This is a genomic window from Paraburkholderia lebeckiae (assembly GCF_050436225.1).
Lineage (GTDB): Bacteria > Pseudomonadota > Gammaproteobacteria > Burkholderiales > Burkholderiaceae > Paraburkholderia > Paraburkholderia tuberum.
The window spans coordinates 201,648-217,388 of the sequence record NZ_JBNDLU010000002.1 but is presented as its reverse complement, the minus strand read 5'-3'; the positions used below and the strand labels follow the sequence as shown (position 1 = coordinate 217,388).

General features: G+C 63.5%; 14 protein-coding genes, 1 tRNA gene and 1 riboswitch. Of the genes, 9 read left to right on the top strand and 6 right to left on the bottom strand.

Annotated elements, in window-relative coordinates:
• Positions 1–147: 147 nt before the first annotated feature.
• The 5 genes from sucD to recA form a co-directional block, all read right to left on the bottom strand.
• Entirely contained in the window at positions 148–1,029 is an 882-nt protein-coding gene (sucD, locus tag OKW45_RS15760) for a succinate--CoA ligase subunit alpha (RefSeq protein WP_013090441.1), read from the bottom strand.
• Between the two features lie 130 nt (positions 1,030–1,159).
• Positions 1,160–2,329, bottom strand: a complete 1,170-nt coding sequence (gene sucC, locus OKW45_RS15755) for an ADP-forming succinate--CoA ligase subunit beta (RefSeq protein ID WP_013090442.1) — start codon at positions 2,327–2,329, stop codon at positions 1,160–1,162.
• A gap of 55 nt (positions 2,330–2,384) precedes the next feature.
• Positions 2,385–3,059 (bottom strand): DUF2889 domain-containing protein, encoded by a 675-nt coding sequence (locus OKW45_RS15750; protein ID WP_429469721.1) that lies wholly within the window; start codon positions 3,057–3,059, stop codon positions 2,385–2,387.
• A gap of 130 nt (positions 3,060–3,189) precedes the next feature.
• Positions 3,190–3,957 carry a recombination regulator RecX gene (gene recX, locus OKW45_RS15745; protein ID WP_429469719.1) on the bottom strand — a complete coding sequence of 256 codons (768 nt, stop codon included), beginning with the start codon at positions 3,955–3,957 and terminating at the stop codon, positions 3,190–3,192.
• A gap of 7 nt (positions 3,958–3,964) precedes the next feature.
• The gene (gene recA, locus OKW45_RS15740) at positions 3,965–5,041 is read right to left on the bottom strand and encodes a recombinase RecA (protein WP_018421721.1); all 1,077 of its coding nucleotides are present in this window, start codon (positions 5,039–5,041) and stop codon (positions 3,965–3,967) included.
• 253 nt (positions 5,042–5,294) lie between these two features.
• On the opposite strand from recA, the gene OKW45_RS15735 reads away from it, so the two are divergent.
• From OKW45_RS15735 to OKW45_RS15720, 4 genes are all read left to right on the top strand, one after another.
• Entirely contained in the window at positions 5,295–6,092 is a 798-nt protein-coding gene (locus OKW45_RS15735) for a response regulator (protein WP_429469717.1), read from the top strand.
• A gap of 9 nt (positions 6,093–6,101) precedes the next feature.
• Positions 6,102–7,661, top strand: a complete 1,560-nt coding sequence (locus OKW45_RS15730) for a sensor histidine kinase (protein ID WP_018421723.1) — start codon at positions 6,102–6,104, stop codon at positions 7,659–7,661.
• 207 nt (positions 7,662–7,868) lie between these two features.
• Entirely contained in the window at positions 7,869–9,527 is a 1,659-nt protein-coding gene (locus OKW45_RS15725) for an MFS transporter (protein ID WP_429469715.1), read from the top strand.
• Positions 9,528–9,613: 86 nt separating this feature from the next.
• A tRNA-Met gene (locus OKW45_RS15720) sits at positions 9,614–9,690 on the top strand.
• Positions 9,691–9,780: 90 nt separating this feature from the next.
• On the opposite strand, the gene OKW45_RS15715 is transcribed toward OKW45_RS15720, so the two are convergent.
• The gene (locus OKW45_RS15715; RefSeq protein WP_429469713.1) at positions 9,781–10,992 is read right to left on the bottom strand and encodes an MFS transporter; all 1,212 of its coding nucleotides are present in this window, start codon (positions 10,990–10,992) and stop codon (positions 9,781–9,783) included.
• A 298-nt stretch (positions 10,993–11,290) separates the two neighbouring features.
• Positions 11,291–11,390: riboswitch (guanidine-I (ykkC/yxkD leader) on the top strand.
• A 57-nt stretch (positions 11,391–11,447) separates the two neighbouring features.
• Here OKW45_RS15715 and OKW45_RS15710 point away from each other — a divergent pair.
• From OKW45_RS15710 to OKW45_RS15690, 5 genes are all read left to right on the top strand, one after another.
• Positions 11,448–12,518 carry a putative urea ABC transporter substrate-binding protein gene (locus tag OKW45_RS15710; RefSeq protein WP_018421726.1) on the top strand — a complete coding sequence of 357 codons (1,071 nt, stop codon included), beginning with the start codon at positions 11,448–11,450 and terminating at the stop codon, positions 12,516–12,518.
• 75 nt (positions 12,519–12,593) lie between these two features.
• Positions 12,594–13,406 (top strand): ABC transporter permease, encoded by an 813-nt coding sequence (locus OKW45_RS15705; protein ID WP_018421727.1) that lies wholly within the window; start codon positions 12,594–12,596, stop codon positions 13,404–13,406.
• Positions 13,403–14,194 (top strand): ABC transporter ATP-binding protein, encoded by a 792-nt coding sequence (locus OKW45_RS15700; RefSeq protein WP_018421728.1) that lies wholly within the window; start codon positions 13,403–13,405, stop codon positions 14,192–14,194. The genes OKW45_RS15705 and OKW45_RS15700 overlap by 4 nt, the downstream gene beginning before the upstream one ends.
• A gap of 13 nt (positions 14,195–14,207) precedes the next feature.
• Positions 14,208–14,924 carry an urea amidolyase associated protein UAAP1 gene (locus tag OKW45_RS15695; RefSeq protein ID WP_429469711.1) on the top strand — a complete coding sequence of 239 codons (717 nt, stop codon included), beginning with the start codon at positions 14,208–14,210 and terminating at the stop codon, positions 14,922–14,924.
• Between the two features lie 15 nt (positions 14,925–14,939).
• Complete coding sequence (locus OKW45_RS15690) at positions 14,940–15,581, top strand: urea amidolyase associated protein UAAP2 (protein ID WP_429469709.1); 642 nt, start codon at positions 14,940–14,942, stop codon at positions 15,579–15,581.
• The last annotated feature ends 160 nt before the right edge of the window (positions 15,582–15,741 follow it).

The following is a 15,741-nucleotide window of genomic DNA, read 5'->3' as shown; positions in this document are numbered from 1 at the left end:
ATCGACCGCGCGGGCAGAACCGCGGCGCAAGCGCGGACGAAAAAAAAAGCGGAGGAGTCTGCACTCCCCCGCTTTTCGGGACCGCCCGCTCACGAAAGGAGTTCGTAAGCGTATCAAAATCGCGCGCCAACGGCACGCGAATTCGATTTACAGCATCGCTTTCAGAAGACGCGCCATCTCCGACGGGTTCTTCGTGACCTTGATACCGCACGCGTCCATGATTTCCAGCTTCGCTTCGGCGGTATCCGCACCGCCCGAGATCAGCGCGCCGGCGTGGCCCATGCGCTTGCCCGGAGGCGCCGTGACGCCAGCGATGAAGCCGACCACCGGCTTCTTCATGTTGTCCTTGATCCAGTGCGCGGCGTTCGCCTCGTCCGGACCGCCGATTTCGCCGATCATGATGACGGCGTCCGTATCCGGATCGTCGTTGAACATCTTCATCACGTCGATATGCTTCAGACCGTTGATAGGGTCGCCGCCGATACCGACTGCCGACGACTGGCCAAGGCCGATCGCGGTCAGTTGGCCGACTGCTTCATACGTCAGCGTGCCCGAACGCGACACGACGCCGATGCGGCCCTTGCGATGGATGTGACCCGGCATGATGCCGATCTTCAGCTCGTCCGGCGTGATCGTGCCCGGGCAGTTCGGTCCGAGCAGCAGCGTCTTGCGGTTTTCGCGACGCATACGGTCCTTGATCTCGATCATGTCGCGGACGGGAATGCCTTCCGTGATACAGATTGCGAGATCCAGATCGGCTTCGACTGCTTCCCAGATTGCGGCGGCAGCGCCTGCCGGCGGAACGTAAATCACCGACACGGTCGCGCCCGTCTCAGCCTTGGCTTCAGCGACGCTCGCGTAGATGGGGATGCCTTCGAAATCTTCGCCGGCGCGCTTCGGGTTCACGCCCGCGACGTACGCTTCGCGGCCGTTTGCGTATTCACGGCAAGCACGCGTGTGGAACTGACCGGTCTTGCCGGTGATGCCCTGCGTGATGACCTTGGTGTCTTTGTTGATCAGAATCGACATGTATTGACCTCTGTTCGTTTGGCGTCGCGCGATAGCGCCACTCGGCGCGATGCTTCACGCCTGTGTCGCTCGCGCGCCGCCACTCGTAAACCTGGCAAATGAGCTGGTAAATGCGCCGTGGACAGCTGGCTTACGCCTTGCCCGAAGCAGCCGCGACGACCTTCTGAGCCGCCTCTTCCATGCTGTCCGCCGAGATGATCGGCAGGCCGGATTCGGCGAGCATCTTCTTGCCCAGGTCTTCGTTCGTGCCCTTCATGCGGACCACGAGCGGCACCTTCAGCGACACGGCCTTCGACGCCGCGATCACGCCTTCCGCGATCACGTCGCAGCGCATGATGCCACCGAAGATGTTGACCAGAATCGCGGTCAGGTTCGGGTTCTTCAGCATGATCTTGAACGCTTCGGTGACCTTCTCGGTCGTAGCTCCTCCGCCGACGTCGAGGAAGTTCGCCGGTTCGCCGCCGAACAGCTTGATGGTGTCCATCGTTGCCATTGCGAGGCCGGCGCCGTTCACCAGACAGCCGATGTTGCCGTCGAGCGAGATGTACGCGAGGTCGAACTTCGACGCTTCGATTTCAGCGGGATCTTCTTCGTCCAGATCGCGGTACGCGACGATTTCCGGGTGACGGAACAGCGCGTTCGAGTCGAAGTTGAACTTCGCGTCGAGTGCGATGACCTTGCCGTCGCCGGTCAGGATCAGCGGGTTGATTTCGGCGAGCGATGCGTCGGTTTCCCAGAATGCCTTGTACAGGCCTTGCAGGATCGCGCGAGCTTGCGGGATCGAAGCGTCGGGCACGCCGATCTTCTTCGCGAGGTCGTCTGCTTCCGAGTCCTTCAGGCCGGTCGACGGATCGACGGCAACCTTGTGGATCAGCTCAGGCGTCTTTTCCGCGACTTCTTCGACGTCCATGCCGCCTTCGCTCGACGCCATCACGACGATCTTCTGCGAAACGCGATCGATCACGAGACCGACATACAGTTCCTTCTTGATGTCAGCGCCTTCTTCGATCAGCAGGCGGTTCACCTTCTGGCCTTCCGGACCGGTCTGGTGCGTGACGAGCTGCATGCCGAGGATCTGGTTCGAGTACTCGCGAACCTGTTCCAGCGACTTGGCGACCTTGACGCCGCCGCCCTTGCCACGGCCACCCGCGTGAATCTGAGCCTTGACGACCCACACCGGGCCGCCCAGCTCTTCCGCGGCCTTGACCGCATCGTCCACCGAGAAGACCGGCTTGCCGCGCGGTACCGCGACGCCGAATTTCCGCAGGATTTCCTTACCCTGGTACTCGTGAATCTTCATGCGTGATTCCCTTCAGTCTGAGAGTTGGATAGAACTTCGATTCCGTTGCCGCCGTTCAGGCCGACGCGTCGCCGCTTCGTTCGCTGGCCGCCGCGCCGTCCGACGAGGCCGCGCGTTGCGCCGGACGCGGTGCGTGGCCATACCAGCGCGGATAAAACTGTTTCACCGCCTCGCCGTCGAAACGCAGCGCGTGGCAGCGTCCCAGCTGGAATGGCGGTTTGTCGTTGGAATGCTCGCCTGTGCCGGTAGACGATTCGTCTCCCGAACCCGCGTTCGCGCCCGGCGTGCCGTGATCGGTGTTCCACACGTCGCCGGCGAACGCCTGGATCGCGGCGGTCGGCAGGATCGCGCACAACTCCGTGAGATGCGTGCAACCGGCCGTGCCGGCCAGCAAACGGGCAGCATCGCGACGGAAGTTGTGGAACAGATTGAGCCCGATGAGGGCACGGTAGGCGGGATTGCTGGCCTGGCACAACCCTGGATAGGGCACCCAGTCGGACGACGCCTCGGCGTTGACGACATTGAGCTTGCGATCGATGGTGATGCGAAGCCAGAGTTCATGGATCGGCTGACCATTGGGCCGGACACCCGACGCAAGCGCCACATCGCGTGGCTTTTCGTCGGTCAGGCATGCTTCCACATCCCACAGGCCATCGACTCGCTCGTAAGCTTCCGCTCTGATTGCGCGACGATGGCGCAACTGACGAGACACTGGCGGGGAGAGCGACATGCGGGAAGGAAAGGCCGGATTGGAAAACCGTTGGATTTTACCATAACGGGTATTTGGGACAGCCCCGATTGCGCACGGCCTGGCGCCAGGTTACAGCGCGGCAATTGCCCTACCCGTCGAGACTGGCGTGTTAGTCGCCGTCCCCGATGTCGTCGATACCCTTCAGGATCTTGCCGATCGTCGCGCCGGAGAAGCCGCGCGACGCGAGAAAGCGCGCCTGCTTCGCGCGCTCGGCTGGCGTTTGCGGCAACTGGCCGAACTTCTTGCGCCAGACCGCCTGGGCGCGCGCGAGCTCGGTTTCGCGCAATTGCGCGCTCGCCTCTTCGACGAGCGCCGGGTTGAGCGCGTGTTGCTTCAGTTCGCTGAGAATGCGGCTCGCGCCGAGCCGCGATGCGCGCCGATGGATCAGACTTTCCGCGAAGCGCGAGTCGGATAGCCAGTTTTCGGCCTGCAGCGCATCGAGCACCGTGTCGAGCGAATCGGTTTCCTCGACGTAGGGCTTCAGCTTGCGGGCGAGTTCGGCGCGGCTATATTCGCGGCGCGACAGATAGCCGAGCGCGCGCGCTTTCAGCGAACGGGCGGGGCGTTGGGATTTTCTGCTGTCGTCTTCGTCGGACCGGCCCGGCGTCTCTTCGCCGGATTGGCGGCGCGAGCGGGTGTAGGTGACTTCGGAGGGGATTGGGGAATCGAGTCCGGAGGAATCCCGGCTGGACGACGCTGCAGCGGGTGCAGGCCGCGTACGCTGCGGGCCGCGGGCCGCGGCGCGGTCGTGTGCGTCGAACGATTCGAACGGATCGAATGGATCGCCGGACTCAGGCGATCCATCCGCCGGGTCGCGCGGGCCGTCCGGATAGCGTCCGGAGTCGGAACCGGACAGCGGCCGGCCTTTGCGTATCACGTGTTGTTTACTCTTCTTCGCCCGCGACTTCAGCGTCCGCGCCGGTCACGGCGTTCGCCATCGCGGTGACGCCCAGCGATTCGCGGATACGGTTTTCGATTTCCCGAGCGATGTCCGGATTTTCGCGCAGGAATTCACGCGCGTTGTCCTTGCCCTGACCGATGCGCTCGCCGCTGTAGCTGTACCATGCGCCGGCCTTGTCGACGATCTTCGCCTGCACGCCGAGGTCGATGATTTCGCCCTGACGCGAGATGCCTTCGCCGTACAGGATGTCGAAAATCGCTTCGCGGAACGGCGGCGCCACCTTGTTCTTGACGACCTTCACGCGCGTTTCGTTGCCGATCACTTCGTCGTTCTTCTTGATCGAACCGATGCGGCGAATGTCCAGACGCACCGACGCGTAGAACTTCAGCGCATTGCCGCCCGTGGTGGTTTCCGGGTTGCCGAACATCACGCCGATCTTCATGCGGATCTGGTTGATGAAGATCACGAGGCAGTTCGTGCGCTTGATCGTGCCGGTCAGCTTGCGCAGCGCCTGCGACATCAGACGCGCCTGCAGACCCGGCAGCGAGTCGCCCATTTCGCCTTCGATTTCCGCCTTCGGCACCAGCGCCGCGACCGAGTCGATCACGATCATGTCGATCGAGCCCGAGCGCACCAGCGCGTCGGCGATTTCGAGCGCCTGTTCCCCAGTGTCCGGCTGCGACACCAGCAGGTCGGCGACGTTCACGCCGAGCTTGCCCGCGTATTGAATGTCCAGCGCGTGTTCCGCGTCGATGAACGCCGCGGTGCCGCCCAGCTTCTGCATTTCGGCGACGACCTGCAGCGTCAGCGTGGTTTTACCGGACGATTCCGGACCGTAGATTTCGACCACGCGGCCGCGCGGCAAACCGCCGACGCCCAGTGCGATGTCGAGGCCGAGCGATCCGGTGGAGACCACCTGGATGTCTTCGACTGCCTCACCTGCGCCGAGCCGCATGACCGACCCTTTGCCGAACTGCTTTTCGATCTGCGCGAGCGCGGCGGCGAGAGCCTTGCTCTTTTCAGCAGTCAGTCCAGCCGAGCCTTTCTTGCTTTCTTCCATGAATCGTCCTTTGCTATGATGAACGGCGTCTGAGGCAGGTGTGCACCCGTGGTTCCACTCGAATTGAGCGGAGTCTCAGGGACATCACACGAAACGCAGACACTGTATAAAAAAACAGTAGTTTTGGCAAGCGCGATTGTGATGCGAACACGCATTTTTACTGTCACGTCGCCCCAACTACCCACAATAATGTTCGGAGACCGCCGCGCGCCGGGGCAACCCCACGGCGTCGGCAAAGCCAGGCTGGCGCATCATGCGAATTCTGATTGCCGAAGATGACAGCATACTCGCGGACGGTCTGGTTCGATCACTCCGCCAATCGGCCTATGCGGTCGATCACGTCAAAAGCGGCGTGGACGCCGATACCGCGTTGTCAATGCAGACGTTCGACCTATTGATCCTCGATCTGGGCCTGCCGCGCATGTCCGGGCTCGAGGTGCTGCGCCGCCTGCGCGCGCGCAATTCGAACCTGCCCGTACTGATCCTGACCGCCGCCGATAGTGTCGACGAACGCGTCAAGGGCCTCGACCTCGGCGCCGACGATTACATGGCCAAACCCTTCGCGCTGAACGAACTCGAAGCGCGCGCGCGCGCGCTGACACGGCGCGGCGCGGGCGGCGGCCCGACCGTCGTGCGGCATGGCTCGCTGTCGTTCGATCAGGTGGGCCGCATCGCCTACGTCAACGACCAGGCGATCGATCTGTCCGCGCGCGAGCTCGGGCTGCTCGAAGTGCTGCTGCAACGGATCGGCCGGCTGGTCTCGAAAGAGCAGCTCGTCGACCATCTGTGCGAATGGGGCGAGGAAGTCAGCAACAACGCGATCGAAGTCTACGTGCACCGACTGCGCAAGAAGATCGAACCGAGCGGCGTGCGCATCATCACCGTGCGCGGGCTCGGCTACTGTCTCGAAAAAGCGGCGCCGCCGGCAAATGCGAGCGCGCCCGCCACCCCGGCCGGTTCCGAGCCGCAAGCGGCACAAGCGGCACAAGCGGCACAAGCGTCAACCGCGCCGTCGTCCGCCGCGATGCCGGCGAGCCACCACTACAAATAGAGGCCAGCGATGTCCGCACGCGCTGATCGCGCCACGGCGCACGCGGCGGACCTCGACGAGGCGCGCGACGCGCGCTACGCCAATCCGTTCGCCCCGCCCGACGAAACCGAAGCCGCCGCCGAAGCGCGTCCGCGCTCGCTGTTCGGCGAAATTCTCGACTGGATGCTCGCGCCGCTGCTGCTGCTGTGGCCGATGAGCCTGGCGGTCACCTATCTGGTCGCGAAGTCGATCGCGAACGGGCCGTTCGACCGCGCGCTCGAAACCGATGCGTACGTCCTCGCGCGCCAGATCCATCCGGTCAACGGCGTCGCGGAGCTGTCGCTGCCCGAATCGACGCGCGATTTCCTGCGTGCCGACAACGTCGACAGCGTTTTCTTTCAGGTGCTCGGCACGCGCGGCGAGCTCGTGGCCGGCGAGCGCGACATGCCGCTGCCGCACGAGGAGGACCGCCCGCCACCGGGCCTCGTCGAATTCCGCGACGACGTGCTGCGCGGCAACGACATCCGCGTCGCCTACACGACCGTCGAGTTTCCGCAGACGCCGGGCGCGCAGGCCGTGCTCGTGCAGGTCGCCGAAACGCTCGACAAGCGCAGCCAGCTCGCCAATGACATCATCAAGGGCGTGATCCTGCCGCAGTTCGTGATCCTGCCGCTCGCGATCCTGCTCGTGTGGTTCGGGCTGTCGCGCGGGCTCGAGCCGCTGCATGCGCTGCAGGCGCATATCCGCGCGCGCCGGCCGGACGATCTGTCGCCGCTCGAAGCGCGCCGCGCGCCGCCGGAAATCGAGCCGCTCGTCACGTCGTTCAACGATCTGCTCACGCGCCTCGAACAGAACATGGAGCTGCAGAAGCGCTTCATCGCCGACGCCGCGCATCAGATGAAAACGCCACTGGCCGGCCTGCGCACCCAGGCCGAGCTCGCGCTGCGCCAGAACGCGTCGGCCGAGGTTCGTCGCTCGCTCGAACAGATCGCGACGAGCTCCGAGCAGGCCGCGCGGCTCGTCACGCAATTGCTCGCGCTGGCGCGCGCGGAGAACCGTCGCTCGGGGCAGATCTTCACGCCGGTCGAACTCGGCGAACTCGCGCGCAGCGCGGTGCGCGAATGGGTGCCGGCCGCGCTCGCGAAGCAGATGGACATCGGCTACGAAGCGCCCGACGAGCCCGTCGAAGTCGCCGGCAATCCGGTGATGTTGCGTGAAATGCTGTCGAACCTGATCGACAACGCGATCCGCTATACGCCGGCGGGCGGCCGCATCACCGTGCGCGTGCGGCACGACGCCCCCGCGCGGCTCGTGCATCTGGAAGTCGAGGACACCGGGCTTGGCATTCCGGCCAGCGAGCGCTCGCGCGTGGTCGAGCGCTTTTACCGGATTCTGGGCCGCGAGGGCGACGGCAGCGGCCTCGGCCTCGCGATCGTGCGCGAGATTGCGGCAATGCACGGCGGCGAGCTCGCCATCGACGACAACGTCTACCAGGAGTCGCCGCCGCTCGCCGGCACACTGGTGCGCGTCAGCTTGCACGTGCTCGAACGGGGCGGGACTTACCCTAACGCGCCTCTATCGTCAGCTTGACGGTCAGCGTATTTTTAAGATACTTCAGCGCGGCTTGCGCGAACATACCAGCACATTAGCGGAAATTGAACGCCTATTCGTCGGCTTACCGGACTACCCCAAGTTCAGGCGCCGAGTCAGAACGCCGTAAGTTTCCACTCCAATAATCGGTTGCACGGGAACGCCTGCGCCGGCGATCCGCGTGTATATCAATATTGGAGACGACATATGGCTACCGTTGGCGGGCAATTCTCGCGCGTGCCGATGACGCGCGATGAGAAGCGGGTGATCTTCGCATCGTCGCTGGGTACGGTTTTCGAGTGGTATGACTTTTATCTGGCCGGCTCGCTTGCGGCCTTCATCAGCAAGAGCTTCTTCTCCGGCGTCAATCCGACCGCGGCGTTCATCTTCACGCTGCTCAGCTTCGCGGCGGGCTTCGCGGTGCGGCCGTTCGGCGCGATCGTATTCGGGCGGCTCGGCGACATGGTCGGGCGCAAGTACACGTTCCTGATCACGATCGTCATCATGGGCTTGTCGACGTTTCTCGTCGGCTTCCTGCCGGGCTACGCGGCGATCGGCATCGCCTCGCCGGTGCTCTTCATCGCGATGCGCCTGCTGCAGGGTCTCGCGCTCGGCGGCGAGTACGGCGGCGCCGCGACCTACGTGGCCGAACACGCGCCGGCGAACCGCCGCGGCTTCTACACCGCATGGATCCAGACCACCGCCACGCTCGGTCTGTTTCTGTCGCTGCTCGTGATTCTCGGCGTTCGCACGTTCATGGGCGAAGACGCGTTCGGCGCCTGGGGCTGGCGCATTCCGTTCGTCCTGTCGATCCTGCTGCTCGCGGTGTCGGTGTGGATTCGCCTGCAACTGCATGAGTCGCCGGTGTTCGCGCGCATCAAGGCCGAGGGCAAGACCTCGAAGGCGCCGCTCTCCGAAGCGTTCGGCCAATGGAAGAATCTGAAGGTCGTGATTCTCGCGCTGCTCGGCCTGACGGCCGGCCAGGCTGTCGTCTGGTACACGGGCCAGTTCTACACGCTGTTCTTCCTCACGCAGACGCTGAGGGTCGACGGTTCGAGCGCCAACATCATGATCGCGCTCGCGCTGCTGATCGGCACGCCGTTCTTCCTGTTCTTCGGCTCGCTGTCGGATCGCATCGGCCGCAAGCCGATCATCATGGCCGGCCTGCTGATCGCCGCACTCACCTACTTCCCGCTGTTCAAGGCGCTCACGCACTACGCGAACCCGGCGCTCGAAGCGGCAACCGCGAAGTCGCCGATCGTCGTGATCGCCGATCCGGCCGAGTGCTCGTTCCAGTTCAACCCGGTGGGCACGGCGAAGTTCACGAGCTCATGCGACATCGCGAAGGGCGCGCTGTCGCGAGCCGGCCTGAACTACGATAACGTCGCGGCGCCTGCCGGGACGATCGCGCAGATCCGCGTGGGCGATACGGTCGTCAACACGTTCGACGGCCGCGCCGCCGACGCGAAGGAGCAAGCCAAGACGTTCGAGAAGACGCTCGCCGCGACGCTGAAGGCCGCCGGCTACCCGCCGAAGGCCGATCCGGCTCAGATCAACTGGCCGATGAGCATCGTGATCCTGACGATCCTCGTGATTTACGTGACGATGGTCTACGGGCCGATCGCGGCGATGCTGGTCGAGATGTTCCCGACGCGCATCCGTTATACGTCGATGTCGCTGCCGTATCACATCGGCAATGGCTGGTTCGGCGGCTTTCTGCCGGCCACCGCGTTCGCGATCGTCGCGGCGAAGGGCAACATCTACTCGGGGCTCTGGTATCCGATCATCGTCGCATTGGTCACCTTCGTGATCGGCATGCTGTTCGTGCGCGAAACCAAGGACTCGGATATCTACGCGAAGGATTGAGTGGACCGACAGCCGAGGCTATCTGAAAAAGTTGTGAGGCTGGGGTTGACAGCCTCCGGCTGCCCCAGCATAATTTCGCTTCTTTCGGCGAATTAGCTCAGTCGGTTAGAGCGACGGAATCATAATCCGCAGGTCCGGGGTTCGAGTCCCTGATTCGCCACCAGCTTCAAGAAAAAGCCGCTGTCCCACAAGGACAGCGGCTTTTTTGTTTTGAAACGCTGCCACGAAGCCTGACGATCCCGGATAGGCCACGTCAGCTGAGGTCGTTACGCGATTCGGCCGGTGTCGGGTGAAAGAGCAGCAGCACCATGGTCACCAGACCGAAGGCTGCGCCCGCATAAAAGGTCGTGGCTGCGCCCAGACGTTCCCACAACTGCCCTGCGATAACGCTCGAAACCAGCGTCACGATGCCGCTCAGCAGATTGAAGCAACCGAACGCGGTCCCGCGCAGATGCGCAGGTGCCGTGTGCGCGACCATCGTGGCGAGCAGGCCTTGCGTCATCCCCATGTGCAGCCCCCACAGCGCCACGCCCACGACGACTACGCTCCAGCGGGTGCCGTGTGCCAGCACGAGGTCGGCGCCAATCAACACGATCAGACCACCTATCAGCAGCCGTGTATGCCGCATCGTGTCCGCGAGCTTCCCGAACGGATAAGCGGACAGCGCGTAGACGACATTCATTGCCACCATGACCAGCGGAACGAGCGCAATCGGTACGCCGCTGCCCATCGCACGAAGAACCAGAAAAGCCTCGCTGAATCGCGCCAACGCGAAAACAGCGCCTATCCCCACGACCCACCAGTAGTCCAAACCAAGCTCCCTGAGACTCTGCCACCGCACAGGATTGCTTCTTTTGGCGCGAGGCTCGTGCTCAGGCTCCGTGATACCAAACGTCAACAGCGCAACCGCGAGCGCACCGGGAATGACGGCAAGCCAGAAGGCAAGCCGAAAATTATCTGCCCATATCAGCATGATGAGAACGGCCAGCAGCGGTCCGAGGAACGCACCGACCGTATCGAGCGACTGGCGCAGGCCGAAGGCCGCGCCACGCAGGTGCTGCGGCGTGACATCCGCGATGAGTGCATCGCGAGGCGCACCGCGAATGCCCTTGCCGACACGGTCAATGACACGCGCCGTCACCACGACTCCAACCGACGGCGCAATGGCAAAAAGCGGCTTGCTCATTGCGCCGAGCGAATACCCGGCTACGGCGAGCCACTTTCGGTTGCCGAGGTAGTCACTCAGCGTTCCCGAAAACACCTTGACCATCTGGGCCGTGGCCTCCGCGATGCCCTCGATGAGCCCGATCGTGCCGGCGCCGGCGCCAAGGCTTGCCAGCAGAAACATCGGCAGCAGGCTGTGGATCATTTCGGATGAGATGTCCATGAAAAGACTCACACATCCTAGAACCCACACGCTGCGTGGAATCTGCCGGACGACATTGACTTGCGGTTCGTTTCGCATTCGATAGGGATGGCATCAAATAACACGTTCGAACGGCGCAGCCGCATGCGAGAACCAAGGCAGCCCGCTACGACCGTTAGATCTTGTTTGGCATCGCTGAGTCGGATACCCGTCCTCTCACGCCCGAATCGAGTGCACCCCCTGACACACATCAGTGCACACCTTCCCCGCCCCAGGGCAAAAACTTGCCCTTCGCCGCACAAGCTGACGACCAACCCGCGGTATGGCCCCTGGCACACTTCCCGCTTTAAAGAGCGCGCAAGGAGCCGGCGCAACCTCCGGTTCGACAAACAATCTGGAAATGGACGGCTAGGGTTCCGGCCTGCTTCGCGCAGGTGCTGGTCCGAGAGCTGTCGACCTCAGGCGAGGTTACACGGCGGGACAAAAGCCCGGGAGAGAACGCGATGTTTGCGCTGCTCCCTGCCGTCGCTAACCGTCCCCTCCGAGGTCAACCCATGTTCAAGCTCGTTCGCTGTCTTGGCATTGCCGCCGTCTCCCTCGCCACCTTCGCCTCGAGCCCCACGTTCGCCGCAGGCCGCAACGACTTCAAGGTCTGCTGGACCATCTACGCCGGCTGGATGCCATGGGGTGAAGCGAAAACCCAGGGCATCGTGTCTAAATGGGCCAGGAAATACGGCATCAATGTCGACGTCGTGCAGTTGAACGACTACGTCGAGTCCATCAATCAGTACACGGCCGGCAAGTTCGACGGCTGCGCGATGACCAACATGGACGCGCTCACGATTCCCGCCTCCGGCGGCGTGGATTCGACGGCCCTGATCGTCAGCGACTACTCGAACGGCAACGACGGCGTGCTGATGAAGGGCAAGGGCAAGCAGATCGCCGACCTGAAGGGCCAACAGATCAACCTCGTGCAGTTCTCCGTCTCCCACTACCTGCTCGCACGCGCGCTCGAAAGCGCTCACATGAGCGAGCGCGACCTCAAGGTCGTGAATACCTCGGATGCCGACATCTCGGGCGCATTCGCGACCCCCACGGTTCACAACGCGGTCACCTGGAATCCGATGCTCGCGGACCTGAAATCGCAGCCGAACGTCAGCGAAGTGTTCGACTCCAGCAAGATCCCCGGCGAAATCATGGACATGATGGTCGTCAACACGAAGACGTTGCAGCAGAACCCCGCCCTCGGCAAGGCGCTGACCGGTGCATGGTTCGAAATGGTCGCGCTGATGCACACCGACTCCGCGGCCAGCACGTCCGCGCTGACCGCGATGGCGAAGGCCTCGGGCACCGACCTCGCCAACTTCAAGGGCCAACTTTCGACGACCGCCCTCTTCTATTCGCCGCAAGCGGCGCTCGACTTCGTCACTAGCGCCGACATGCCGAAGATCATGACGCGCGTCGCGAAGTTCTCTTTCGATCACGGCCTGCTCGGCCAGGACGCGAAGAGCGCGGACGCGGTCGGCATGGCGTTCGACAAGGGCGTCGTCGTCGGCAACAAGAACAACGTCAAGCTGCGTTTCGATCCGACCTACGTCGCGATGGCGGCCGCGGGCAAGCTCTGACACGGACCGTCCAGGCACTCGCCACGGGCTCGCTATCGCGGGCTCGCATCCCAGCTTTCCAACCAGGCGCTCACCATGCGACTCGTCAATCGACATCCGAGCCGGATCGGCGGCTTGATGCTGCTTCTGCTGCCGTTCGTCGTGCTGTTCGCGGTCTACTTCACCGGGTCCTCGATGCGACTCTCGCTCAATCCCGATGACAAGCTCCTGCCGAGCGCAGCGCAAATGAGCGACGCGGTGAAGTCGGCCGCCTTCACCGAGGACAAGCGCACCGGCGAGTATCTGTTGTGGACCGACACGCTGTCGAGCTTGCGGCGGCTCGGCATCGGCCTCGTCGTCAGTGCCGTGATCGCACTGGTGGCTGCAATCGCGACCGGTTCGTTGCCGCTCGTTAGCGCGACGCTCTCGCCATTCATCACCGTGATCTCGATGGTGCCGCCGCTGGCGGTGCTGCCGGTCCTGTTCATCGTGTTCGGGCTCGACGAGTTGTCGAAGGTCGTGCTGATCGTCGTCGGCATCACGCCGGTGATCATTCGCGATCTGCATGCTCGCGCCCGCGAGATTCCGGTCGAGCTGTGGGTCAAGGCGCAGACGCTCGGCGCCACCAGCTGGACGCTGATTCTGCGTCTGGTGCTGCCGCAACTGCTGCCGCGTCTGCTAGTGGCGACGCGTCTGTCTCTCGGCGCGGCGTGGCTCTTTCTGATCGCCGCCGAAGCGATCGCGTCGACCGATGGCCTCGGCTACCGCATCTTTCTCGTGCGCCGCTATCTGTCGATGGATCTGATCCTGCCGTACGTCGCGTGGATCACGCTGCTCGCATGGCTCACCGACGAACTGCTGCGCCGGATCACGCAATGGTGCTTCCCGTGGTACGGAGGCGCGCGATGATCGAAGTCCGCAACGTCTGGAAAGAATACGGCGACCAGGTCGTGCTCGAGCGTTTGAATCTGACCGTCAAGGAAGGCGAGTTCTGTTCGATGGTCGGCGCGTCCGGCTGCGGCAAGTCGACGTTTCTGCGACTGCTGCTGGGTCAGGAGCGCGCGACGCGCGGCGAGATCCTGCTGGACGGCAAACCGCTGCCCGCCGAACCGGACAGACATCGCGGCGTCGTGTTTCAACGCTACTCGGTGTTCGACCATCTGAGCGTGTTGCGCAACGTGATGCTGGGGCTGGAGCTTCCACAAGCAAAGTTCACCGGCCGGCTATTCGGTGCCCGTCGGCGCGTGGCGCAAGACGAGGCAGCGGCCATGCTCGAGCGGGTCGGGCTGGGCGCTGCGTTGAACAAGTTTCCGCAGCAACTGTCGGGCGGCATGCAGCAACGCCTCGCGATCGCGCAGGCGCTGACGATGAAGCCTCGCGTGCTGCTGCTCGACGAACCGTTCGGCGCGCTCGACCCCGGCATCCGCAAGGACATGCATGAGCTGCTCTCCGGCCTGTGGCGCGAAGCGAAGCTCACGATTTTCATGGTCACGCATGACCTGAAAGAGGGCTTCACGTTGGGAAGCCGCGTGCTGGTTTTCGACAAGGTGCGCGTCGACCCGCAGGCGCCGGGCGCCTATGGCGCGCGCATCACCTACAACATTCCGCTCGACCATAGCCGCGATTCCATGTCCGCCGTGCATATCGCCGAGGCTGCCGTACGAGGCGCATCGCATATCGAACTGGTCTCCGACTGAAGGGAACTCAGGTATGAACTCAGATACGACCTTATTGCTTGAAGAAACCGTTCCAGGTGGCGGTCATACATCGCTGATCGTCAAGCGCGGTCAATCGCTGCGCGTTACCGACCTGCGCGGCGGCGCGAACGTCAGCGTGATGATGGTCAATGCGACGGAAAAGAGCGAACGGCTCAATCTGCCGGATTCGTTGAAGTGCCAGCACACGGCCAGGCTCACGGTCGGGCACTGCCTGTACTCCGACATGGGCCGCGTGCTTGCCGCGATCGTCGCGGATACCTGTGGCTGGCACGACAGCATCGGCGGTGTGTCGAATGCCGGCGAGGTCCGCGAACGATACGGCGCAGGCCGATACCAGGAGCTGCGCAACGCGTTCTATCGCAACGGCACGGACAACCTGCTCGTCGAAATGGGCAAGTGGGGACTCGGCATCACTGACCTGCTGATGACGCTCAATCTGTTCAGCCGTGTCGATGTCAGCGACGACGGCGTTCTCAGTTTCGTGCCAGGAAACTCAAAAGCCGGCGACTACGTCGAGCTCTACTCACCGATGAACACGCTCGTCGTGCTCACCGCGATCCAGCACCCGCTCGACCCGAACCCCGAGTACGCGCCGAGGCCGGTCAAGCTCGAATTGAGCGACGCGCGGCCCGAGGTCGCCGAAGTTTGCCGCACCGCATGCGAAGAGAACGCACGCGGTTTCATCAACACAGAACGCTTCTTTCTTTGAGCGAAGGCCACGCTTATGACCAGCACGCTTATCGTCAGCGACAAACGTCCGGAAACCTCGGTCTATCGCGAGACACTCGCCGCGGGCGAGCCGTGGCTTCACGAGGTGAAGGCCGGGCAAACGCTGCGCATCGTCGATCTCGAAGGCAACCAGGCGGTCGACACGCTGTTCTACAGCCTCGCCGATCCGCGCGAGCGCTTCGACCCTCAACGCACGTTGCGCCGGCAAAACAGCCTCTACCTGACGACGGGCTCGGTGCTGTACTCGAACCTCGGCAACCCGATGCTGACGATCGTCGCCGACACGTGCGGCCGCCACGATACGCTCGGCGGCGCCTGCGCGCAGGAGAGCAACACGGTCCGCTACGCACTGGAGAAGCGCTACATGCACAGCTGCCGCGACAACTTCCTGCGTGCCTGCGCTCACGACGGCCGCCTGTCGAAGCAGGACATCGGCGCGAACGTCAACTTCTTCATGAACGTGCCGGTCACGGCCACGGGCGGGCTCAGCTTCGAAGACGGCATTTCCGCGCCGGGCAAATACGTCGAATTGCGCGCGGAGATGGACGTGATCGTACTGATCTCCAACTGCCCGCAGCTGAACAATCCGTGCAACGCCTACAACCCGACGCCCGCGGAGCTGCTGATATGGAATTGAAGCGCGTCCGCCACTGGCTTTTTCTCCTCATGCTGGTTCGCTCGGGCCGGTACTTCAGCCGTACGCGCGAAGAACTGACCCAGACGCAACGCTGACGCGACTTCGGCCGTGGACGACCACGGCCGGCCATTCCCACGGCGGGACGGCCCGCCTCCGAATC

What these genes read in the sequence shown, in the direction of transcription:
- OKW45_RS15735 (WP_429469717.1), top strand. Translation starts at nt 5,295, where the DNA reads ATGCGAATTCTGATTGCCGAAGATGACAGCATACTCGCGGACGGTCTG.
- OKW45_RS15715 (WP_429469713.1), bottom strand. Translation starts at nt 10,992, where the DNA reads ATGCGAAACGAACCGCAAGTCAATGTCGTCCGGCAGATTCCACGCAGC.
- sucD (WP_013090441.1), bottom strand. Translation starts at nt 1,029, where the DNA reads ATGTCGATTCTGATCAACAAAGACACCAAGGTCATCACGCAGGGCATC.
- recA (WP_018421721.1), bottom strand. Translation starts at nt 5,041, where the DNA reads ATGGAAGAAAGCAAGAAAGGCTCGGCTGGACTGACTGCTGAAAAGAGC.
- sucC (WP_013090442.1), bottom strand. Translation starts at nt 2,329, where the DNA reads ATGAAGATTCACGAGTACCAGGGTAAGGAAATCCTGCGGAAATTCGGC.
- OKW45_RS15710 (WP_018421726.1), top strand. Translation starts at nt 11,448, where the DNA reads ATGTTCAAGCTCGTTCGCTGTCTTGGCATTGCCGCCGTCTCCCTCGCC.
- OKW45_RS15695 (WP_429469711.1), top strand. Translation starts at nt 14,208, where the DNA reads ATGAACTCAGATACGACCTTATTGCTTGAAGAAACCGTTCCAGGTGGC.
- OKW45_RS15705 (WP_018421727.1), top strand. Translation starts at nt 12,594, where the DNA reads ATGCGACTCGTCAATCGACATCCGAGCCGGATCGGCGGCTTGATGCTG.
- OKW45_RS15730 (WP_018421723.1), top strand. Translation starts at nt 6,102, where the DNA reads ATGTCCGCACGCGCTGATCGCGCCACGGCGCACGCGGCGGACCTCGAC.
- OKW45_RS15725 (WP_429469715.1), top strand. Translation starts at nt 7,869, where the DNA reads ATGGCTACCGTTGGCGGGCAATTCTCGCGCGTGCCGATGACGCGCGAT.
- OKW45_RS15690 (WP_429469709.1), top strand. Translation starts at nt 14,940, where the DNA reads ATGACCAGCACGCTTATCGTCAGCGACAAACGTCCGGAAACCTCGGTC.
- OKW45_RS15700 (WP_018421728.1), top strand. Translation starts at nt 13,403, where the DNA reads ATGATCGAAGTCCGCAACGTCTGGAAAGAATACGGCGACCAGGTCGTG.
- OKW45_RS15750 (WP_429469721.1), bottom strand. Translation starts at nt 3,059, where the DNA reads ATGTCGCTCTCCCCGCCAGTGTCTCGTCAGTTGCGCCATCGTCGCGCA.